Source organism: Variovorax sp. FW305-3-2-15-B-LB1 (assembly GCF_058787635.1).
Genome location: NZ_JBYSZY010000060.1, coordinates 1 through 15118 on the forward strand (window position 1 = coordinate 1; position 15118 = coordinate 15118).

Consider the following 15118-nt stretch of genomic DNA (forward strand, 5'->3'; position numbering starts at 1 on the left):
CATATAATGTTATTTCGCGAACTGTCATCCCCCCATGAAGACCCCGACCCACGCCATCGACCCCCAACTGCTGCGCAGCGCTGCCGGCCAGGCCGTCGCCGTGCTCAAGCTGCTGGCCCACGAGGCCCGGCTGCTGCTGCTGTGCCAGCTCTCGCAGGGCGAGATGTGCGTGAGCGACCTCGAGAGCACGCTGGGCATCCGCCAGCCCACCCTGTCGCAGCAGCTGTCCGTGCTGCGCACCGAAGGCGTGGTGGACACCCGCCGCGAGGGCAAGAACATCTACTACCGCGTGGCCGACCCGGCCCTGCTCGAGATCCTGGCGGTGCTGTACCGCCTCTACTGCCCGAAGGAGAACTGAAGATGCCCACCATCGACTGGCCTCATTTCACGCCCTGGGCCGCACTGGCCGGCGGCGTGCTCATCGGTCTTTCCGCGGCGATGTTCGTGCTGCTCAACGGGCGCATCGCCGGCGTCAGCGGCGTGCTGGGCGGCTTGCTGCGCCCCATGAAGGGCGACATGGCCTGGCGCGCGGCCTTCGTGCTCGGGCTGGTCGGCGCGCCGCTCGTCTACGGGCTCTTCGCCGTGCTGCCCGCGGCGCAGATCGACGCGGGCTACGGCACGCTCGCGCTGGCCGGCCTGCTGGTGGGCGTGGGCACGCGCTATGGCGCGGGCTGCACCAGCGGCCACGGCGTGTGCGGGCTGGCGCGGCGGTCGCCGCGCTCGCTGGCCGCCACGGTGGCTTTCATCGCTGCGGGGGTCGCCACGGTGTTCGTGATGCGCCACCTGCTCAACCTGTCGTGAACCGGGAGACCTGCCATGTGGACCGCCATTGCTTCCTTGCTCGCCGGCCTTGTCTTCGGGCTCGGCCTCATCGTCTCCGGCATGGCCAACCCGGCCAAGATCCTGGGTTTTCTTGACGTGGGCGGGGTCTGGGACCCGTCGCTCGCCTTCGTGATGGCCGGCGCGGTGGCGGTGAGCACCGTCGGCTTCCTGCTCGCGGGCCGTCGCAAGGCGTCGCTGCTCGGTGGGCCGCTCACGCTGCCCAGCCTGCGTCACATCGACCGCCGCCTGGTCGGCGGCAGCCTGCTGTTCGGCGTCGGCTGGGGCATCGCGGGCTTCTGCCCCGGGCCCGCGCTGGTTTCGTTGGGCACGGGCGAGGTCAAGGCGCTGGTCTTCGTGGGCGCCATGCTGCTGGGCATGGGCCTGTTCGAGCTGCTCGAGCGCCGCCGCTTCGCGCGGCGCCCGGCCTCAGCCTGAGAAGGCGCGCGCGTTCAGCCGTACAGGTACTGCGGCAGCCACAGCGTCAGCCCCGGCCAGATGTACATGAACACCATGCACAGGATGACGATCAGCATGTACGGCATCATCCCCGCGAAGATCTGGTTGATCGTCACGTGTGGCGGTGACACCCCTTTCAGGTAGAAGGCCGACATCGCCACTGGCGGTGACAGGAACGCCGCCTGCAGGTTCACGAACACCAGCACGCCGAACAGCAGCGGGTCGATCTGGAAGTGCGCCAGCAGCGGCAGGAAGATGGGCACGAAGATCACGATGATCTCGGTCCACTCCAGCGGCCAGCCCAGCACGAAGATGATCGCCTGCGACAGCAGCAGGAACTGCAGCGGCGACAGGTTCATGCTCAGCACCCACTCCTCGACGATGCGCTGGCCGCCCAGCAGCGCGAACACCGCCGAGAACAGCGCCGAGCCCACGAACAGCCAGCAGACCATCGAGGTGGTCTTGAGCGTGAGGAACACCGCCTCCTTGATCTTCTTGAAGTTCAGCGTGCCGGCCTGCCACGCCATCAGGAAGGCGCCGGCCGCGCCGACCGCCGCCGACTCGGTGGCGGTCGTGATGCCGAACAGGATCACGCCCAGCACCACCAGCGTGAGCGTGGCCAGCGGCATCACCGACGACACCAGCATGCGCAAGATTTCGAACTGCTCCGCGTCCATGCGCCAGTAGTACCAGCCCAGCAGCGCCAGCGTGAAGAGGCAGGCCACCCAGAAGCCGGTGTAGAAGGCATCGGGCACCGCCGCGGTCTTGGGTGCCTCGACCGCGTCGCCCAGCTGCTGCAGGCCGCCTTCACTGGCAGGGGCGGCGGCCGGCTCGCTGCCCGGAGGTTCCTCGACGCCGCCGGGGGGCTCCTGCAGGCCGCTGCTTTCGGTGGTGTTCGCGGGTTCGTCGGTGCTCGGCGGCTCGGCCAGACCGGTGCCTGACGGCTCGGCTGCAGCCGGCGCGGCGGCTGTGGGTTCGCCGGTCTTCTGCGTCGCCTGCTGCGTGGCCACCGGGGCGGCCGCGTTGTTGTCCTTCTGCGAGTAGATGGTCACGTACCACCACACCGAGCCCAGCGTGACGGCGGCCAGCGCCAGCGGCACCAGTGCGCTCAGCAGGCCGCGCAGCAGCATCCACCAGCTCAGGCGCACGCCTTCGACCGCGCCGCGCAAGGCGCGCCCCGGCGCCACCACGGCCGCGGCGAGCGCGGGCAGCATGCGCGGGGAGTAGCTGGCCGCGAGGTGGGCCACCCAGGGCGTGATGGGGGCGCGTTGCTGGTCGATCGGCATCTTGGGCGCCACCTTCGGTTGCAGCACGGCCCATCCGATCACGTAGATCAGGTACAGCAGGGCGAGGAAGAAGCCCGGGAACATCGCCGCCGCGTAGAGCTTGACCACCGACTGCCCGGCCACGGCCGCGTACACGATGATCATCACCGAGGGCGGAATGAGGATGCCCAGCGTGCCGCCGGCCGTGATCACGCCGGCCGCCAGGCGCGTGTCGTAGCCCGCGTTGAGCATGGGGCGCATCGCGATCACGCCCATCAGCACCACCACCGCGCCCACCAGGCCGCTCGCGATGCCCCAGAAGGTGCACACGATGAGCGTGGTCACCGCCAGCGAGCCCGGCACGCGGCGGAAGGCGAGCTGCACGCTGTGGAACATCTTGTCGACCAGCGCGCCGCGCTCCATCACGTAGCCCATGAGCACGAAGAGCGGAATGGACAGCAGCGTCTCGTTGGTCATGGCCCCGAAGGCGCGCTGCACCATCAGGTCGAAGACCTTGTTGTCGAGCCAGGGCGAGGCGGGATCGTAGAAGGCGATGAAGCCGAAGAACATGCCCAGGCCCATCAGCGTGAACGCCGTGGGAAAGCCGAGCATGATCACGAAGACGATCAGGCCCAGCATCAGCAGGCCGAGTGCCGGTTCGCTCATGCTGCGCCTCCCGTCGTGTCGCTCTTGCGCTGCTGCGCGGCCTGTTCGATGGCGTGGGCTTTTTCGATCACCTCGCGCTTGTCGGCCTCGTTCACGTAGCTGCTGCTGGCGAGCTGGTCGCCGACCACGTCCATTTCTTCGGCGTCTTTCAGGCGCGGCGTCCACACGCCGGTCCTCAGGCACAGCACGCAGCGCACCATCTCGGCGAGGCCCTGCACCAGCAGCACCGCGCCGGCCACGGGAATCACGAACTTGAAGGGGTACACCGGAATCGGGTCGGCGTTGAAGGTCTGTTCACGCATCGCGAGCGATTCACCGAAGTAGGTCCAGCCCGACCAGGTGAGCGCCACCACGCCGGGCAGGAAGAAAACCGCGAACAGCACGAGGTCGAGCGCGGCCTGCGTGCGCGGCTTCATGCTGCCGTAGAAGAAATCGCCGCGCACATGGCCGGCCTGCGAGAGCGTGTAGGCGCCACCCATCATGAACAGCGTGCCGTACAGCATGTTGTTGGCATCGAAGATCCAGGCCGTGGGCGCGTTCAGCGCATAGCGCTTGAACACCTCGCCGCACACCAGCAGCATCAGCGCGACGATGAGCCACGAGAAGGTCTTGCCCACCAGCATGCTGAACCGGTCGACGGCGTGGAGGAAGCGTTGGATGGTCATGGCGGCAGCAGCATGGGCGAGGCCCGTTCATGGAACACCGTGGCGCCAGCGATGCCGGGCCACCGGTGTTGCCCCCTGTGCGGGGGGAAGGCGCGCGCAGGAACGACGTGCGCGCCGACGGGAAGCATCAGCTCTTCTTTTTCCCGAAGTAGTGGTTGTAGGCCATCTTGAAGTCGACGCCATAGTCGTTCTGCCACTGCAGCGCACGCTCGGCGAACACGCGCTGCGACTCCAGCACCTTCTTGAAGAGCGGGTTCTCGCCGGCCTTCTTTTCCACCGTCTTGTCCCAGGCCGCGAGCTGCGCGCGCAGCACGGCGTCGGGTGTCTTGTAGAACTTGATGCCGGCCTTCTTCATGTCGGCATAGTCCTGCGAATTGCGCTGCACCGCCTTCCAGCTCATGTCGGCGCTGGCCGCCTGCACGGCGTAGTCGATGATGGAACGCAGCTCCTGCGGCATCGCGGCGTACTTGCCCTTGTTGAACAGCACCTCGAACTGCTCGCCCGACTGGTGGAAGCTCTGCAGCATGCAGTTCTTCACCACGTCGGGAAAGCCCAGCACGCGGTCGCTCGAGGCGTTGTTGAACTCGGCCGCGTCGATCAGGCCGCGGTCCAGCGCGGGCACGATCTCGCCGCCGGGCAGCGGGTTCACCGCGGTGCCCATCTCGGTGAACATGTCCACGGCCAGGCCCACGGTGCGGAACTTCAGGCCCTTCATGTCCTCGACCTTGGCCACCGGCTTCTTGAACCAGCCCAGCGGCTGCGTGGGCATGGGGCCGTACAGGTACGACACCACCTCCATGTTCAGGCTCTTGTAGATCTCGTCGAGCAGCGCCTTGCCGCCGCCGTAGTTGTGCCAGGCCAGCACGGTGTTGGCGTCCATGCCGAAGCCGGGGCCCGAACCCCACAGCGCCAGCGCCGAGTTCTTGCCGTAGTGGTAGGCCACCACGCCGTGGCCGCCGTCGAGCGTGCCCTTGTTCACCGCTTCGAGCAGCTGGAAGGCGGGCACGACGGCGCCCGAGGGCAGCACCTCGATCTTCAGGCGCCCGCCGGCCATGTCGTTCACCTTCTTGGCGAAGTCGTTGGCGTACTCGTGGAAGATGTCCTTCGCCGGCCAGGTGCTCTGGAAACGCAGCGACGTGGTTTGGGCCATGCTGACCATCGGCGCGGACATCGCGCCTGCGGCCACTGCCGCGCCTTTGAGGAGGCTGCGACGGCGGGGCGATTTGCTGTCTGTCATGTGTCTCTCCATATAGTTCTCTGACCGGAACACCCAGGCCGTCGTCTTCACGTTATGGTTTCGACTGGCCGCGACCGCCATCTTTGGCGCGCCACACCTTGTGACAAACAGGGTTTTCACGAACCGGTGAAAAATTCCATCATCCGGCGTGCAGATCGATCGCCCGCAGCCGCCAAAGGCTCCGGGCTTACCCTAGAGATTCGAGAGAGAAAGCAACCATGAGTGAACCCGTTGGAGAAAAAGGCTACGCCGGCGACGTGACGCCCGAGCAGGCGGCGCAGTGGATGGCGAGCGGCGAGGCCGTGCTGGTGGACGTGCGCACCGACGCCGAGCGCGAGTGGGTCGGCTACGTGCCCGGCGCCGTGCCGCTGGCCTGGAAGCAGTGGCCGGGCATGGCGATCAACCCGGCGTTCGACGACGGCGTGCGTGCCGCCGCGGAGGGCGGCAAGAAGCTGGTGCTGCTGTGCCGCAGCGGCGTGCGCTCGATCGCCGCGGCGAAGCGGGCGACCGAGCTGGGCGCGCAGGCCTACAACATCCTCGAAGGCTTCGAGGGCAACCCGGACGAGAACGGGCACCGCGGCCTGACCGGCGGCTGGCGCAAGCGCGGGCTGCCCTGGCGCCAGAACTAGAGCGCGCCGCGCACCTCACTCGGCCGTGGCCGGGTCGATCACGCTGTACACCCGGTCCACACGGTTGGCCGGGAAGCCGCCGAGCTCTGCGTGCCGGCGCACGAGGGCCTCGTCGGTGGCCTGGTAGACGCAGTAGATCCGGTCGTCGGCCACGTAGCTGTGGATCCACTGGATGTCGGTGCCCATGCTGCTGAGCACGCCGCAGGATTTTTGCGAGATGGCTTTCAGGTCCGCCGCGGTGAACTGGCCGGCGCCGGGGATCTCTCGCTCGATGACGAACTTGGGCATGGCGGTACTCCTGTCTAGAATCGGTCGAAGGCGACCAGGATCGATGGTGCCGACGCGGAGCCGTCCTGTATTGCCCGTCTCGCCGGACTTGTTGTCCGGAACCCCGCCCTCGCTTGCCGGGAGGTGACCATGGATGTCTTGTCGGACGTGCTGCGGACCATCCGCCTGGAGGGCGCGCTGTTCCTGAACGGGGACATGTATGCACCCTGGTGCTTCAAGGTACCCAGAGGCGCGGACATCGCGCAGGTGCTCAAGCCCGGCGCACAGCGCCTGGCCATCTGCCACCTCGTGCTGCAAGGCGAATGCTGGGCCCAGGTCGAAGGCGAGGCGCCGGTCCGCGCGCATGCCGGCGACGTGATCGCCGCGCCGCATGGCGATTCGCATGTGCTGGGCAGCGGCTTGCAGCATGCGGCGGTGGACATGTCGCATGTGGTGAGTCCGCGAGCACCCGAACTGGCGCGCGTGCGCTACGGCGGCCAGGGCGAGCGCACCTTATTGGTCTGCAGCTGGTTCGCGTACGAAGGCGACGCGCCCAACCCCGTCATGGCGAACATTCCGCGCCTGTTCACCACGCCCTTGCGCAGCAGGCCGGCAGGCCCGTGGATCGAGCAGTCGGTCAGCTTCGTCCTGGGGGATGCGGCTTCGCACACGCCCGGTTCGGAGATGGTGGCCGCCAAGGTGGCGGAAGTGCTGTTCACCGAAGTGCTGCGCGGCTACATCGAATCCATGCCGGCCAACAACCCGGGCTGGCTGGCGGGCCTGCGCGACCCGCACGTGAGCCGCTGCCTGGCGCTGATGCACGCCGAGCCCGCGCGCAACTGGACGGTCGACGCGCTGGCGCAGGAAACCCACATCTCGCGCAGCGTGCTGGCGGACCGCTTCACCGAACTGGTGGGCGCGCCGCCCATGCATTACCTGGCGCGCTGGCGCATGGTCCTGGCCGCCGGCATGCTGCGCAAGGACCAGGGCAACCTGGCGCGCATCGCCGAAGGCGTGGGCTACGAATCGGAAGCCGCTTTCAACCGCGCGTTCAAGCGCGAGTACGGCGTGTCGCCAGGGGCCTGGCGGCACAACGGCGCCTAGCGAGGCGCCGTTGCGGGGGTCAGAGTGCCGGAATGCGCAGCTTCTGTCCCGGATAGATCTTGTCGGGGTGCGACAGCATCGGCTTGTTCGCCTCGAAGATCGCGTTGTACTTGTTGGCGTCGCCGTAGTACTTCTTCGAGATGGCCGAGAGCGTGTCGCCGCGCACCACGTCGTGGTACTGCGCGGGCGGTGCGGCCGGGGCGACGAGGTTGTTGTCCACGCTCGTGACGTTGGCCACGTTGCCCGCGGCGAGCGCGGCTTTCTCGCTGGCTTCCTGCGAGGGCGCCTGGCCCGCGAGGGTGACGACGCCGCTGCTGGCGGTGTAGGTCACTTCCAGTCCGGTGAGGCCGAGGTTCTGGGTCTCGATGTAGGTCTTGATGGCCGCGGCGGCTGCCGTGTTCGCATCGGGCGTGGCCGCCTGGGCCGACGAACCGCCGAACAGTTTTTCACCGGCTTCCTTGATGAAGCTGAGCAATCCCATGGTTTTCTCCTTGTGCCGTGGTGGATGGAAAAGGCGAATGTAGCGGCGGAACCGGGACCCTCCGCGTAGGCCCGCGCCGCGACTGTCAAAGAGGCGCCAGCAGGAATAACAACAAAGTCGCAATAATCGCGCGCATGTCTTCCCCCTTCCTCGCCATCGACATCGGCAACACCCGGCTCAAGTGGGCGCTTTACGAGGGGGCCTTCCCCGGTGCGGCACTGCAGGCCCATGGTGCCGAGTTTCTCGACCACATCGAACGCCTGGCCGATGGCCCCTGGGCCGAGCTGCCGGCGCCCGGTTCCATGCTGGGCTGCGTCGTGGCCGGCGACACGCTGCGGCGGCGCGCCGAAGAGCAGATCACCGAACGCTTCGACTGCGCCCCGCGCTGGGTGGTGTCGAGCGCGGGCGAGGCGGGCATCGTCAACGGCTACGACCATCCGACGCGGCTGGGCGCCGACCGCTTCGTGGCCATGATCGGCGCGCGCCACCGCATGCTGTCGCAAGGGCCCGAGCGGCCGATGGTGGTGGTGCTGATCGGCACGGCCGTCACCGTGGAGGCGATCGATGCCAGCGGCAAGTTCCTGGGGGGCCTCATCCTGCCGGGCCACGGCATCATGCTGCGCGCGCTGGAGTCGGGCACGGCCGGGTTGCACGTGCCCACCGGCGAGGTGCGCGAATTTCCCACCAACACCAGCGACGCGCTGACCAGCGGCGGCACCTACGCCATCGCGGGGGCGGTCGAGCGCATGGTGCAGCACGTGCGCTCGCACTGCGGCGCCGAGCCGGCCTGCTTCATGACCGGCGGCGCGGGCTGGAAGATGGCGCCCGCCATGAACGGGGACTTCGAACTGGTCGAGAGCCTGATCATGGACGGCCTGCTCGTCATCGCGAAGGCGCGGGCCCCGGCGGCGGCCGGCTGACCCGTCTTCCTTCTTCTCACCGCCTCATCAGGGCTCAGGCTTCATCAGCGCCTCGCCCATGGCCTGGAAGGCGGGCAGGGTGAGCGGGTCGTTGCCCGCGTTGGCGGCGATCGGGTGCGCGGCGTAGCGCACGATCACCATCTCGGCCTTCGGATCGACGTAGATGCTCTGGCCGTGAATGCCGCGCGCCATGTACGCGCCGTGCGGGTTGTGCGAGACCCACCACATGTTCCGGTAGCTCCAGCCCGGCAGAAGCGCGTAGCCCGCCTTTGCGAACTTCGCCGGATCGGCGCCGCGCTGGATGTCGTCGACCACCGCCTTGGCGATCGCCTGCTGCCCGTTGGGCGCGCGCCCGCCGTTGCGCAGCGTTTCGCCGAAGCGCGCGATGTCGCGCAGCACGGTGTTCAGGCCGCCGCCGCCCGACTCGGTGCCGATGCGGTCGACCATGAAATACGCGTCCTGCTCGGCGCCGATGCGGCGCCAGATCTTCTCGCTCAGCAGGTCGGCCAGCGAGCGGTTGGACGCGCGGCGCACGATCCAGGCCAGCACCTCGGCGTTGACCGTCTTGTAGGCAAAGGCGTCGCCGTGCGTGCCTTCCTTCTTGAGCGTGGCCAGGAACTCGTAGAACGACTTCGGGCCCGTGTAGTTGGCGCCCTGCGTGAGCATGCCGCCAGCGCGCGCGTAGTCCCAGACCTCGGCCTTCGGGTCGGCGTAGTTCTCGGAGTAGCGCACGCCGATGGTCATGTCCATCACCTGGCGCACGGTGGCGTCGCCGTAGGCCGTGTCCTTGAGCTCGGGCAGGTACTTGGTGACCGGCGCCGACGGGTCGAGCGTGCCTTCCTGCGCGAGGATGGCCGCCAGCGTGCCCACGAAGGACTTGGTGACCGACATCGCCAGGTGCGGCCGCTCGGGCGTGAGCGCGCCGAAGTACTTCTCGTAGACCACCTGGCCGCGGTGCAGCACCAGGATGCCGTCGGTGTAGGTGCGCGCGATCATCTGGCCGAAGGTCTGCGCCTCGCCGCCGCCCATGGGCTGGAAGCGCACGGCCTCGATGTCGAAGCGGGGCGTGGCCGCCGGCAGCGGGCTGGCGGCGCCGGGGCCGCGCCACACGTTGGCCGTGGGCACCGTCTCGCGCACGTGCGAGAAGCTCCAGCGGATGCGCGGGTACACGCCGCCGACCGGGTTGTCGAAGGTGATCTGCTTGTCGGGCGGCGGCGGAAAGCCCTGCATCCAGCCCAGCGCCTCGACCGAGGTGGCGGCGGGATCGGGCAGCGCGGGCGCCGGCGGGGTCTGGGCGAGGCTGGTGTTCACGGCAAGAAGGGTGAAGGCGGCGACCAGCGCCGTGCGTGGAAAGAAGAAGGGCACGAGGGAATGGGCAGCATGCATGCAACGGGCTCCAGTGGACGACAGAAACGGAACGGAAATCAACAGCCTCAGCGGCCGCTGAAACGCGCAGGCCGGCGCTCGATGAAGGAGCGCACGCCCTCGGCCGCGTCCTCGCTGTTCGACAGGCGTTTCTGCGTCTCGATGAATTCCGCCACGGCCGCCAGCGGCCCGTGTTCGATCGCCTTGAGCACGTTGAGCCGCGTGGCCTGCACGGCCAGCGGCGCCTGGGCCGCGATGCGCTGCGCGATCTGCAGCGCTTCGTCCAGCTCCTGGCCGGCCGGCACCACCTTCTGCACGAAGTTCAGGCGATAGGCCTCGGCGCTGCCGAACTCGTCGGCCGTGAGCAGGTGCAGCATCGCGTTGCCCAGGCCCGCGCGCTCGGCCATGCGCAGCGTGGCGCCGCCCGTGGCCATGATGCCGCGTTGCACTTCCATCTGCGAGAAGCGGCAGTTGTCGGCCGCCACCACGATGTCGGCGCCCAGCATGAGCTCGATGCCCACCGTGAAGCAGATGCCCTTGACGGCCGCGACCATCGGCTTGGTGCGGCGGCGGTAGCCCTCCAGGCCGAAGTCGTGCGGCTCCACCAGCCCGGCCGGGATCGCTTTTTCGCCGCGCTTCATGTACTCGGTGACCGCCGGCAGGTCCAGGCCCGCCGTGAAGTGGTCGCCGAACGCATGCAGCACGCCCACGCGCAGGCTGGGGTCGTCGTCCAGGCGCGTGTAGGCCTCGGCCAGCTGCCTGAACATCGGCGGCGTCCAGCCGTTGCGCTTGGCGGGGCGGTTGATGCCGATCAGCAGCACGTGGTCGAGCACCTGCGTGTCGATGCAGCCTTCGGCGGGCGGGGTGGTGGGGGTGGCAGTCATCGGTCTTGTCTCCTTGTTGTTGTCGTCGTGGCGCTGCGGCTCAGTAGGTGTAGACGCCGCGGCCGGTCTTGCGACCGAGCTGGCCGGCAGCGACCATTTCCTTCAGCAGCGGGCAGGGGCGGTACTTGGAGTCACCGAACTGCTCCAGGTACACCTCCATCACGGCCAGGCACACGTCCAGGCCGATCATGTCGGCCAGGGCCAGCGGGCCGATGGGCTGGTTGCAGCCCAGCTTCATGCCGGCGTCGATGTCCTCGGCCGTGGCCAGGCCCTCGGCCAGCACGAAGAAGGCCTCGTTGATCATCGGCACCAGGATGCGGTTGACCACGAAGCCCGGCGCGTTCTTCACCGTGATGGGCGACTTGCCCAGCTTCTCGGCCAGCGCCTTCACTGCGTCGTGCGTGGCGTCGCTCGTGAGGTAGCCGCGGATCAGCTCCACCAGCGCCATCATCGGCACCGGGTTGAAGAAGTGCATGCCGATGAAGCGGTCGGCGCGCGAGGTGGCGGCGGCCAGCTGCGTGATCGAGATCGACGAGGTGTTCGACGCGATGATCACCTCGGGGCCCACCAGCTCGTCCACCTGCTTGAGGATCTTGAGCTTGAGCGCGTGGTTCTCGGTGGCGGCCTCGATGACCAGCTGCGCGCCCTTCAGGTCGTTGTAGTCGGTCGAGCCCTTGATCAGCGCCAGCGCCGCGGCCTTCTGCTCGGCCGTGAGCTTTTCCTTCTTGATCAGGCGGTCGAGGCTGCCCGAAATGGTGGCGATGCCCTTGTCGACGGCGGCCTGGGCCACGTCGATCATCACCACGTTGACACCCGACACCGCGCAGGCCTGGGCGATGCCGTTGCCCATGGTGCCGGCGCCGATGATGCCCACAGTTTGAATCGTCATGAAAAATGCTCCTTGAAACAAAAAAGAAAAGCGGAGGCGAGGGCAGGCGTGGAGCCGCCCTCGCGCAATGGCGGTAATTGTGAAGCAGCCCGGTGGGCCCGCCGTTCCCGTGGGCGACACCGGCCCGGGGTGGCTTACAGTGCTGCGATTGTTTTCAACCCCATTTTTTCGAGCCCTCGCATGACCACCCTCGGCACTCCCCTGTCCCCTTCCGCCACCCGCGTGATGCTGCTCGGCTCCGGCGAGCTCGGCAAGGAGGTGCTGATCGCCCTGCAGCGCCTGGGCGTCGAGACCATCGCCGTCGACCGCTACGAGAACGCCCCCGGCCAGCAGGTGGCGCACCACGCGCGCACCATCACCATGAGCGACCCCGACCAGCTCAAGGCGCTCATCGAGGCCGAGAAGCCCACGCTGGTGGTGCCCGAGATCGAGGCCATCGCCACGCCCATGCTGCAGCAGCTGGAAGACGCGGGCGTGGTGCGCGTCATTCCCACGGCCCGCGCCGCCCGCCTCACGATGGACCGCGAAGGCATCCGCCGGCTGGCCGCCGAAACGCTGGGCGTGCCCACCAGCCCCTACAAGTTCTGCGACTCGCTGGCCGAGCTGCAGGCCGCGATCGACGCCGGCATCGGCTACCCCTGCATCGTCAAGCCCGTGATGAGCAGCTCCGGCAAGGGCCAGAGCAAGATCGACGGCCCGGCCGACGTGCAGAAGGCCTGGGACTACGCCATGGCCGGCGGCCGCGTGAGCCACGGCCGCGTGATCGTCGAAGGCTTCATCGACTTCGATTACGAGATCACGCTGCTGACCGTGCGCGCGAAAGACGCGGCCGGCGCCGTCGAAACGAAGTTCTGCGACCCCATCGGCCACGTGCAGGTCAGCGGCGACTACGTGGAAAGCTGGCAGCCCCACCCCATGGCGCCGGCCGCATTGCAGAAGGCGCAGCAGATCGCGCAGGCCGTCACGGCCGACCTCGGCGGCCAGGGCCTGTTCGGTGTGGAGCTGTTCGTGAAGGGCGACGAGGTCTGGTTCAGCGAGGTCAGCCCGCGCCCGCACGACACCGGCATGGTCACCATGGCCACGCAGTGGCAGAACGAGTTCGAGCTGCATGCGCGCGCCATCCTCGGCCTGCCGGTCGACACCTCGCTCAAGAGCCCGGGCGCCAGCGCCGTGATCTACGGCGGCGTGGACGCCACCGGCATCGCCTTCGACGGCGTGGCCGAGGCGCTGCAGGTGCCGGGCAGCGACATCCGCCTGTTCGGCAAGCCCGAGAGCTTCGTCAAGCGCCGCATGGGCGTGGCGCTGGTGCATGCGGCCGACACCGACACGGCCCGCAAGCTGGCCAAGGAAGCCGCTTCGCGCGTGAAGCCGCGCACGGCCTGAGCGTTCGAGTTCTCCGGGTGAACCCGCGAGCCGGGCCCCGGTAGCCAGTTTTCGCAAGCGACCCCGCAGCGGTGCGGGCATGGTGCGGGTCTTGTCGCCAGGACGCCGGTCGGGTGCGGGTGCATGCGGATACCCCGCAGGCGCCCCGCCCTCCACACTGAGCGCTCCGTTCGATTCACCGGAGACACCATGCTGCATCCCCAGGCGCGCGCCTTGCTGGATTTCATCGAAGCGCGCGGCATTCCGCCGACCCACACCCTGTCGCCCGCCGACGCGCGGGCCTACTACCGCGAGCGCCGCACCGCCACGCAGCCGCTGCCGCCCGAGGTCGCCGAGGTGCGCGACCTCGCCGCCGACGGGCCGCACGGCACCATTGCGGTGCGGCTGTACAAGCCGCTCGGCGCAGGCCCGGGCCCGCTGCCGGTGCTCGTGTACTACCACGGCGGCGGCTGGGTCATCGGCGACCTCGACACGCACGACGTGCTGTGCCGCGAGCTGGCCAACGGCGCAGGCTGCGCGGTGGTCGCGGTCGACTACCGCATGGGCCCCGAGCACCGCTTTCCCACCGCCGTGGACGACGTGCTCGCCGCCACGCGCTGGGTGCGCCGCGAAGCCGCCGCGCTGGGGCTCGATGCGAGCCGTCTTGCCGTGGGCGGCGACAGCGCGGGCGGCAACCTCGCGGCCGTGGCGTCGATCGCCGCGCGCGATGCGGGCGACCTGCCGATCGTGTTCCAGCTGCTGATCTACCCGGCCACCGACATGCGCCGCGGCCATCCGTCGCACCAGGCGAACGGGCAGGGCTACCTGCTCACGCGCGACACGATGACCTACTTTCACGACCACTACATCACCGACGCGAAGCACGACCTCGACTGGCGCGCCTCGCCGCTGCTGCACACCGACCTGGCGGGCCTGCCGCCGGCGCTCGTGCTCACCGCCGGCTACGACCCGCTGCGCGACGAAGGCGCGGCGTATGCCGAGGCGCTCACGGCCGCCGGCAACCGCGCGAACTACGTGTGCTTCGAGCGCCAGATCCATGGCTTCATCACCATGGGCAAGGTGCTCGACGAGGCCCACACCGCCGTCGCGTTGTGCGCGGCGGAACTGCGCCGCGCGTTCGCGCCGGCCTAGGGAAAGTCCCCGCGCAAATGGATGCCGCGCGCAAGGCCCCCGCCGCTACGATCCAGCGAACACGACGCCACCCCCCGGTCGGACGTCGTCGACCGATGCAGGAGACAGACACCATGCAGCGAACCAGGACGTCGACGCCTTCGGGCGGCGATGCACGGCAGGGCGAACGCCTCATGTGGCTCACGCCGCAGCGCGTCTTCTACGCCGGGCTGCTCGGCGCCGCCGCCGAGCGCGCCATGGGCGGGCACGGCGTGTACGTGTCGCCCGCCGGTGCGCCGCCCAACCGCATCCGCATCGGCGGCGGGGCCTGGCAGAGCGGCGAGTTCATCGTGGTGCCGCCGCACGTGCCGCACCAGGTCGAGAGCGCCTGCCCGCTGATCTTCAACCTGCTGATCGAATCGGAGTCGGTCGATCCCGCGCGCATGCCGGCCTTTTTGCAGCACTGCGGCCCGGTCGATGCGCCGGCCTTCGTGCAGCGCATGCGCGAGGTCCATGCCCACCTGCTGGCGGCCTCGGCGCGCGGCATCGACTTCGACGGCTTCGATTTCGACGCGCTGTTCTTCGACGGCCCGCTCGTGCCGCGCCCGCTCGACGCGCGCATCCGCAAGGTGGTCGACATGCTCGTGGCCGACCCGGCCGCGCCCGCTTCGGCGGAAGATTGCGCGGCCTCGGTGCACCTGTCGTTCTCGCGCTTTTTGCACCTGTTCAAGCAGGAAACCGGCATGGCGTTTCGCGGCTTCCGGGCCTGGAAGCGCGCGCGCAGCCTGCTGCGCTACGTGCACCAGAGCGGCACGCTGACCGACATCGCGCTGGACACCGGTTACCCCGATTCCACGCACTTCAGCCATTCGATCCGCCAGGTCTACGGGCTCAAGCCCAGCGACATCGTGGCGGGCTCGCGCCGCCTCGCGCTGCACGACGCGGCCGGCGGGTTCCGGCAGTAGGCGCAGGCGG

General features: G+C 68.8%; 17 protein-coding genes. 9 read left to right on the forward strand and 8 right to left on the reverse strand.

Going from position 1 to position 15118, the window contains the following annotated elements; translation table 11 throughout:
- Positions 1 to 34: 34 nt before the first annotated feature.
- The 3 genes from AC3WQR_RS26490 to AC3WQR_RS26500 are packed head-to-tail and all read left to right on the forward strand — an operon-like array spanning position 35 to position 1257.
- Positions 35 to 358, forward strand: a complete 324-nt coding sequence (locus AC3WQR_RS26490) for an ArsR/SmtB family transcription factor (RefSeq protein ID WP_062478840.1) — start codon at positions 35 to 37, stop codon at positions 356 to 358.
- 2 nt (positions 359 to 360) lie between these two features.
- Complete coding sequence (locus tag AC3WQR_RS26495; protein WP_070061865.1) at positions 361 to 801, forward strand: YeeE/YedE family protein; 441 nt, start codon at positions 361 to 363, stop codon at positions 799 to 801.
- 15 nt (positions 802 to 816) lie between these two features.
- Entirely contained in the window at positions 817 to 1257 is a 441-nt protein-coding gene (locus tag AC3WQR_RS26500; protein ID WP_492744763.1) for a DUF6691 family protein, read from the forward strand.
- A gap of 14 nt (positions 1258 to 1271) precedes the next feature.
- Here the strand turns inward: AC3WQR_RS26500 and AC3WQR_RS26505 are convergent, their stop codons facing one another.
- The 3 genes from AC3WQR_RS26505 to AC3WQR_RS26515 form a co-directional block, all read right to left on the reverse strand.
- Positions 1272 to 3209 carry a TRAP transporter large permease subunit gene (locus tag AC3WQR_RS26505; RefSeq protein WP_492699356.1) on the reverse strand — a complete coding sequence of 646 codons (1938 nt, stop codon included), beginning with the start codon at positions 3207 to 3209 and terminating at the stop codon, positions 1272 to 1274.
- Positions 3206 to 3874 carry a TRAP transporter small permease subunit gene (locus tag AC3WQR_RS26510; protein ID WP_492744765.1) on the reverse strand — a complete coding sequence of 223 codons (669 nt, stop codon included), beginning with the start codon at positions 3872 to 3874 and terminating at the stop codon, positions 3206 to 3208. The genes AC3WQR_RS26505 and AC3WQR_RS26510 overlap by 4 nt, the downstream gene beginning before the upstream one ends.
- Positions 3875 to 4001: 127 nt before the next feature.
- Positions 4002 to 5111, reverse strand: coding sequence for a TRAP transporter substrate-binding protein (locus tag AC3WQR_RS26515; protein ID WP_070061869.1), 1110 nt, complete (start codon positions 5109 to 5111; stop codon positions 4002 to 4004).
- 218 nt (positions 5112 to 5329) lie between these two features.
- On the opposite strand from AC3WQR_RS26515, the gene AC3WQR_RS26520 reads away from it, so the two are divergent.
- Positions 5330 to 5740 (forward strand): rhodanese-like domain-containing protein, encoded by a 411-nt coding sequence (locus tag AC3WQR_RS26520; RefSeq protein WP_139700445.1) that lies wholly within the window; start codon positions 5330 to 5332, stop codon positions 5738 to 5740.
- 15 nt (positions 5741 to 5755) lie between these two features.
- On the opposite strand, the gene AC3WQR_RS26525 is transcribed toward AC3WQR_RS26520, so the two are convergent.
- Positions 5756 to 6028, reverse strand: coding sequence for a DUF4242 domain-containing protein (locus AC3WQR_RS26525; protein ID WP_095950262.1), 273 nt, complete (start codon positions 6026 to 6028; stop codon positions 5756 to 5758).
- Positions 6029 to 6157: 129 nt separating this feature from the next.
- Between AC3WQR_RS26525 and AC3WQR_RS26530 the strand changes: the two genes are divergently transcribed.
- Positions 6158 to 7111: an AraC family transcriptional regulator gene (locus AC3WQR_RS26530; RefSeq protein ID WP_492744767.1), complete on the forward strand. Its 954-nt coding sequence runs from the start codon at positions 6158 to 6160 to the stop codon at positions 7109 to 7111.
- A gap of 19 nt (positions 7112 to 7130) precedes the next feature.
- Here the strand turns inward: AC3WQR_RS26530 and lysM are convergent, their stop codons facing one another.
- Positions 7131 to 7592 (reverse strand): peptidoglycan-binding protein LysM, encoded by a 462-nt coding sequence (gene lysM / locus AC3WQR_RS26535; protein WP_062478819.1) that lies wholly within the window; start codon positions 7590 to 7592, stop codon positions 7131 to 7133.
- Positions 7593 to 7726: 134 nt separating this feature from the next.
- Here lysM and AC3WQR_RS26540 point away from each other — a divergent pair, with 134 nt between their 5' ends.
- Positions 7727 to 8512 carry a type III pantothenate kinase gene (locus AC3WQR_RS26540; RefSeq protein WP_062478816.1) on the forward strand — a complete coding sequence of 262 codons (786 nt, stop codon included), beginning with the start codon at positions 7727 to 7729 and terminating at the stop codon, positions 8510 to 8512.
- Positions 8513 to 8539: 27 nt separating this feature from the next.
- Here the strand turns inward: AC3WQR_RS26540 and AC3WQR_RS26545 are convergent, their stop codons facing one another.
- Genes AC3WQR_RS26545 through AC3WQR_RS26555 form a run of 3 tightly spaced genes read right to left on the reverse strand, consistent with a single transcriptional unit; the run spans position 8540 to position 11650 of the window.
- Entirely contained in the window at positions 8540 to 9898 is a 1359-nt protein-coding gene (locus AC3WQR_RS26545) for a serine hydrolase domain-containing protein (protein ID WP_492744770.1), read from the reverse strand.
- A 47-nt stretch (positions 9899 to 9945) separates the two neighbouring features.
- Entirely contained in the window at positions 9946 to 10761 is an 816-nt protein-coding gene (locus AC3WQR_RS26550; protein ID WP_390348147.1) for a crotonase/enoyl-CoA hydratase family protein, read from the reverse strand.
- Between the two features lie 40 nt (positions 10762 to 10801).
- Entirely contained in the window at positions 10802 to 11650 is an 849-nt protein-coding gene (locus AC3WQR_RS26555; RefSeq protein ID WP_062478806.1) for a 3-hydroxybutyryl-CoA dehydrogenase, read from the reverse strand.
- A 180-nt stretch (positions 11651 to 11830) separates the two neighbouring features.
- Between AC3WQR_RS26555 and purT the strand changes: the two genes are divergently transcribed.
- The 3 genes from purT (at position 11831) to AC3WQR_RS26570 (ending at position 15108) form a co-directional block, all read left to right on the forward strand.
- Positions 11831 to 13033 (forward strand): formate-dependent phosphoribosylglycinamide formyltransferase, encoded by a 1203-nt coding sequence (purT, locus tag AC3WQR_RS26560; protein WP_307581834.1) that lies wholly within the window; start codon positions 11831 to 11833, stop codon positions 13031 to 13033.
- 189 nt (positions 13034 to 13222) lie between these two features.
- Positions 13223 to 14164 carry a LipP1 family hormone-sensitive lipase gene (gene lipP1, locus AC3WQR_RS26565; protein ID WP_492744772.1) on the forward strand — a complete coding sequence of 314 codons (942 nt, stop codon included), beginning with the start codon at positions 13223 to 13225 and terminating at the stop codon, positions 14162 to 14164.
- Between the two features lie 113 nt (positions 14165 to 14277).
- On the forward strand, positions 14278 to 15108 hold the full coding sequence (locus tag AC3WQR_RS26570; RefSeq protein ID WP_369645464.1) for a helix-turn-helix domain-containing protein: 831 nt from the start codon (positions 14278 to 14280) through the stop codon (positions 15106 to 15108).
- Positions 15109 to 15118 lie beyond the last annotated feature (10 nt).

Bases quoted from the DNA above. Each gene is read 5' to 3' on its own strand.
- AC3WQR_RS26490 (WP_062478840.1), top strand. From the start codon at position 35: ATGAAGACCCCGACCCACGCCATCGACCCCCAACTGCTGCGCAGCGCT.
- AC3WQR_RS26495 (WP_070061865.1), top strand. From the start codon at position 361: ATGCCCACCATCGACTGGCCTCATTTCACGCCCTGGGCCGCACTGGCC.
- AC3WQR_RS26500 (WP_492744763.1), top strand. From the start codon at position 817: ATGTGGACCGCCATTGCTTCCTTGCTCGCCGGCCTTGTCTTCGGGCTC.
- AC3WQR_RS26505 (WP_492699356.1), bottom strand. From the start codon at position 3,209: ATGAGCGAACCGGCACTCGGCCTGCTGATGCTGGGCCTGATCGTCTTC.
- AC3WQR_RS26510 (WP_492744765.1), bottom strand. From the start codon at position 3,874: ATGACCATCCAACGCTTCCTCCACGCCGTCGACCGGTTCAGCATGCTG.
- AC3WQR_RS26515 (WP_070061869.1), bottom strand. From the start codon at position 5,111: ATGACAGACAGCAAATCGCCCCGCCGTCGCAGCCTCCTCAAAGGCGCG.
- AC3WQR_RS26520 (WP_139700445.1), top strand. From the start codon at position 5,330: ATGAGTGAACCCGTTGGAGAAAAAGGCTACGCCGGCGACGTGACGCCC.
- AC3WQR_RS26525 (WP_095950262.1), bottom strand. From the start codon at position 6,028: ATGCCCAAGTTCGTCATCGAGCGAGAGATCCCCGGCGCCGGCCAGTTC.
- AC3WQR_RS26530 (WP_492744767.1), top strand. From the start codon at position 6,158: ATGGATGTCTTGTCGGACGTGCTGCGGACCATCCGCCTGGAGGGCGCG.
- lysM (WP_062478819.1), bottom strand. From the start codon at position 7,592: ATGGGATTGCTCAGCTTCATCAAGGAAGCCGGTGAAAAACTGTTCGGC.
- AC3WQR_RS26540 (WP_062478816.1), top strand. From the start codon at position 7,727: ATGTCTTCCCCCTTCCTCGCCATCGACATCGGCAACACCCGGCTCAAG.
- AC3WQR_RS26545 (WP_492744770.1), bottom strand. From the start codon at position 9,898: ATGCATGCTGCCCATTCCCTCGTGCCCTTCTTCTTTCCACGCACGGCG.
- AC3WQR_RS26550 (WP_390348147.1), bottom strand. From the start codon at position 10,761: ATGACTGCCACCCCCACCACCCCGCCCGCCGAAGGCTGCATCGACACG.
- AC3WQR_RS26555 (WP_062478806.1), bottom strand. From the start codon at position 11,650: ATGACGATTCAAACTGTGGGCATCATCGGCGCCGGCACCATGGGCAAC.
- purT (WP_307581834.1), top strand. From the start codon at position 11,831: ATGACCACCCTCGGCACTCCCCTGTCCCCTTCCGCCACCCGCGTGATG.
- lipP1 (WP_492744772.1), top strand. From the start codon at position 13,223: ATGCTGCATCCCCAGGCGCGCGCCTTGCTGGATTTCATCGAAGCGCGC.
- AC3WQR_RS26570 (WP_369645464.1), top strand. From the start codon at position 14,278: ATGCAGCGAACCAGGACGTCGACGCCTTCGGGCGGCGATGCACGGCAG.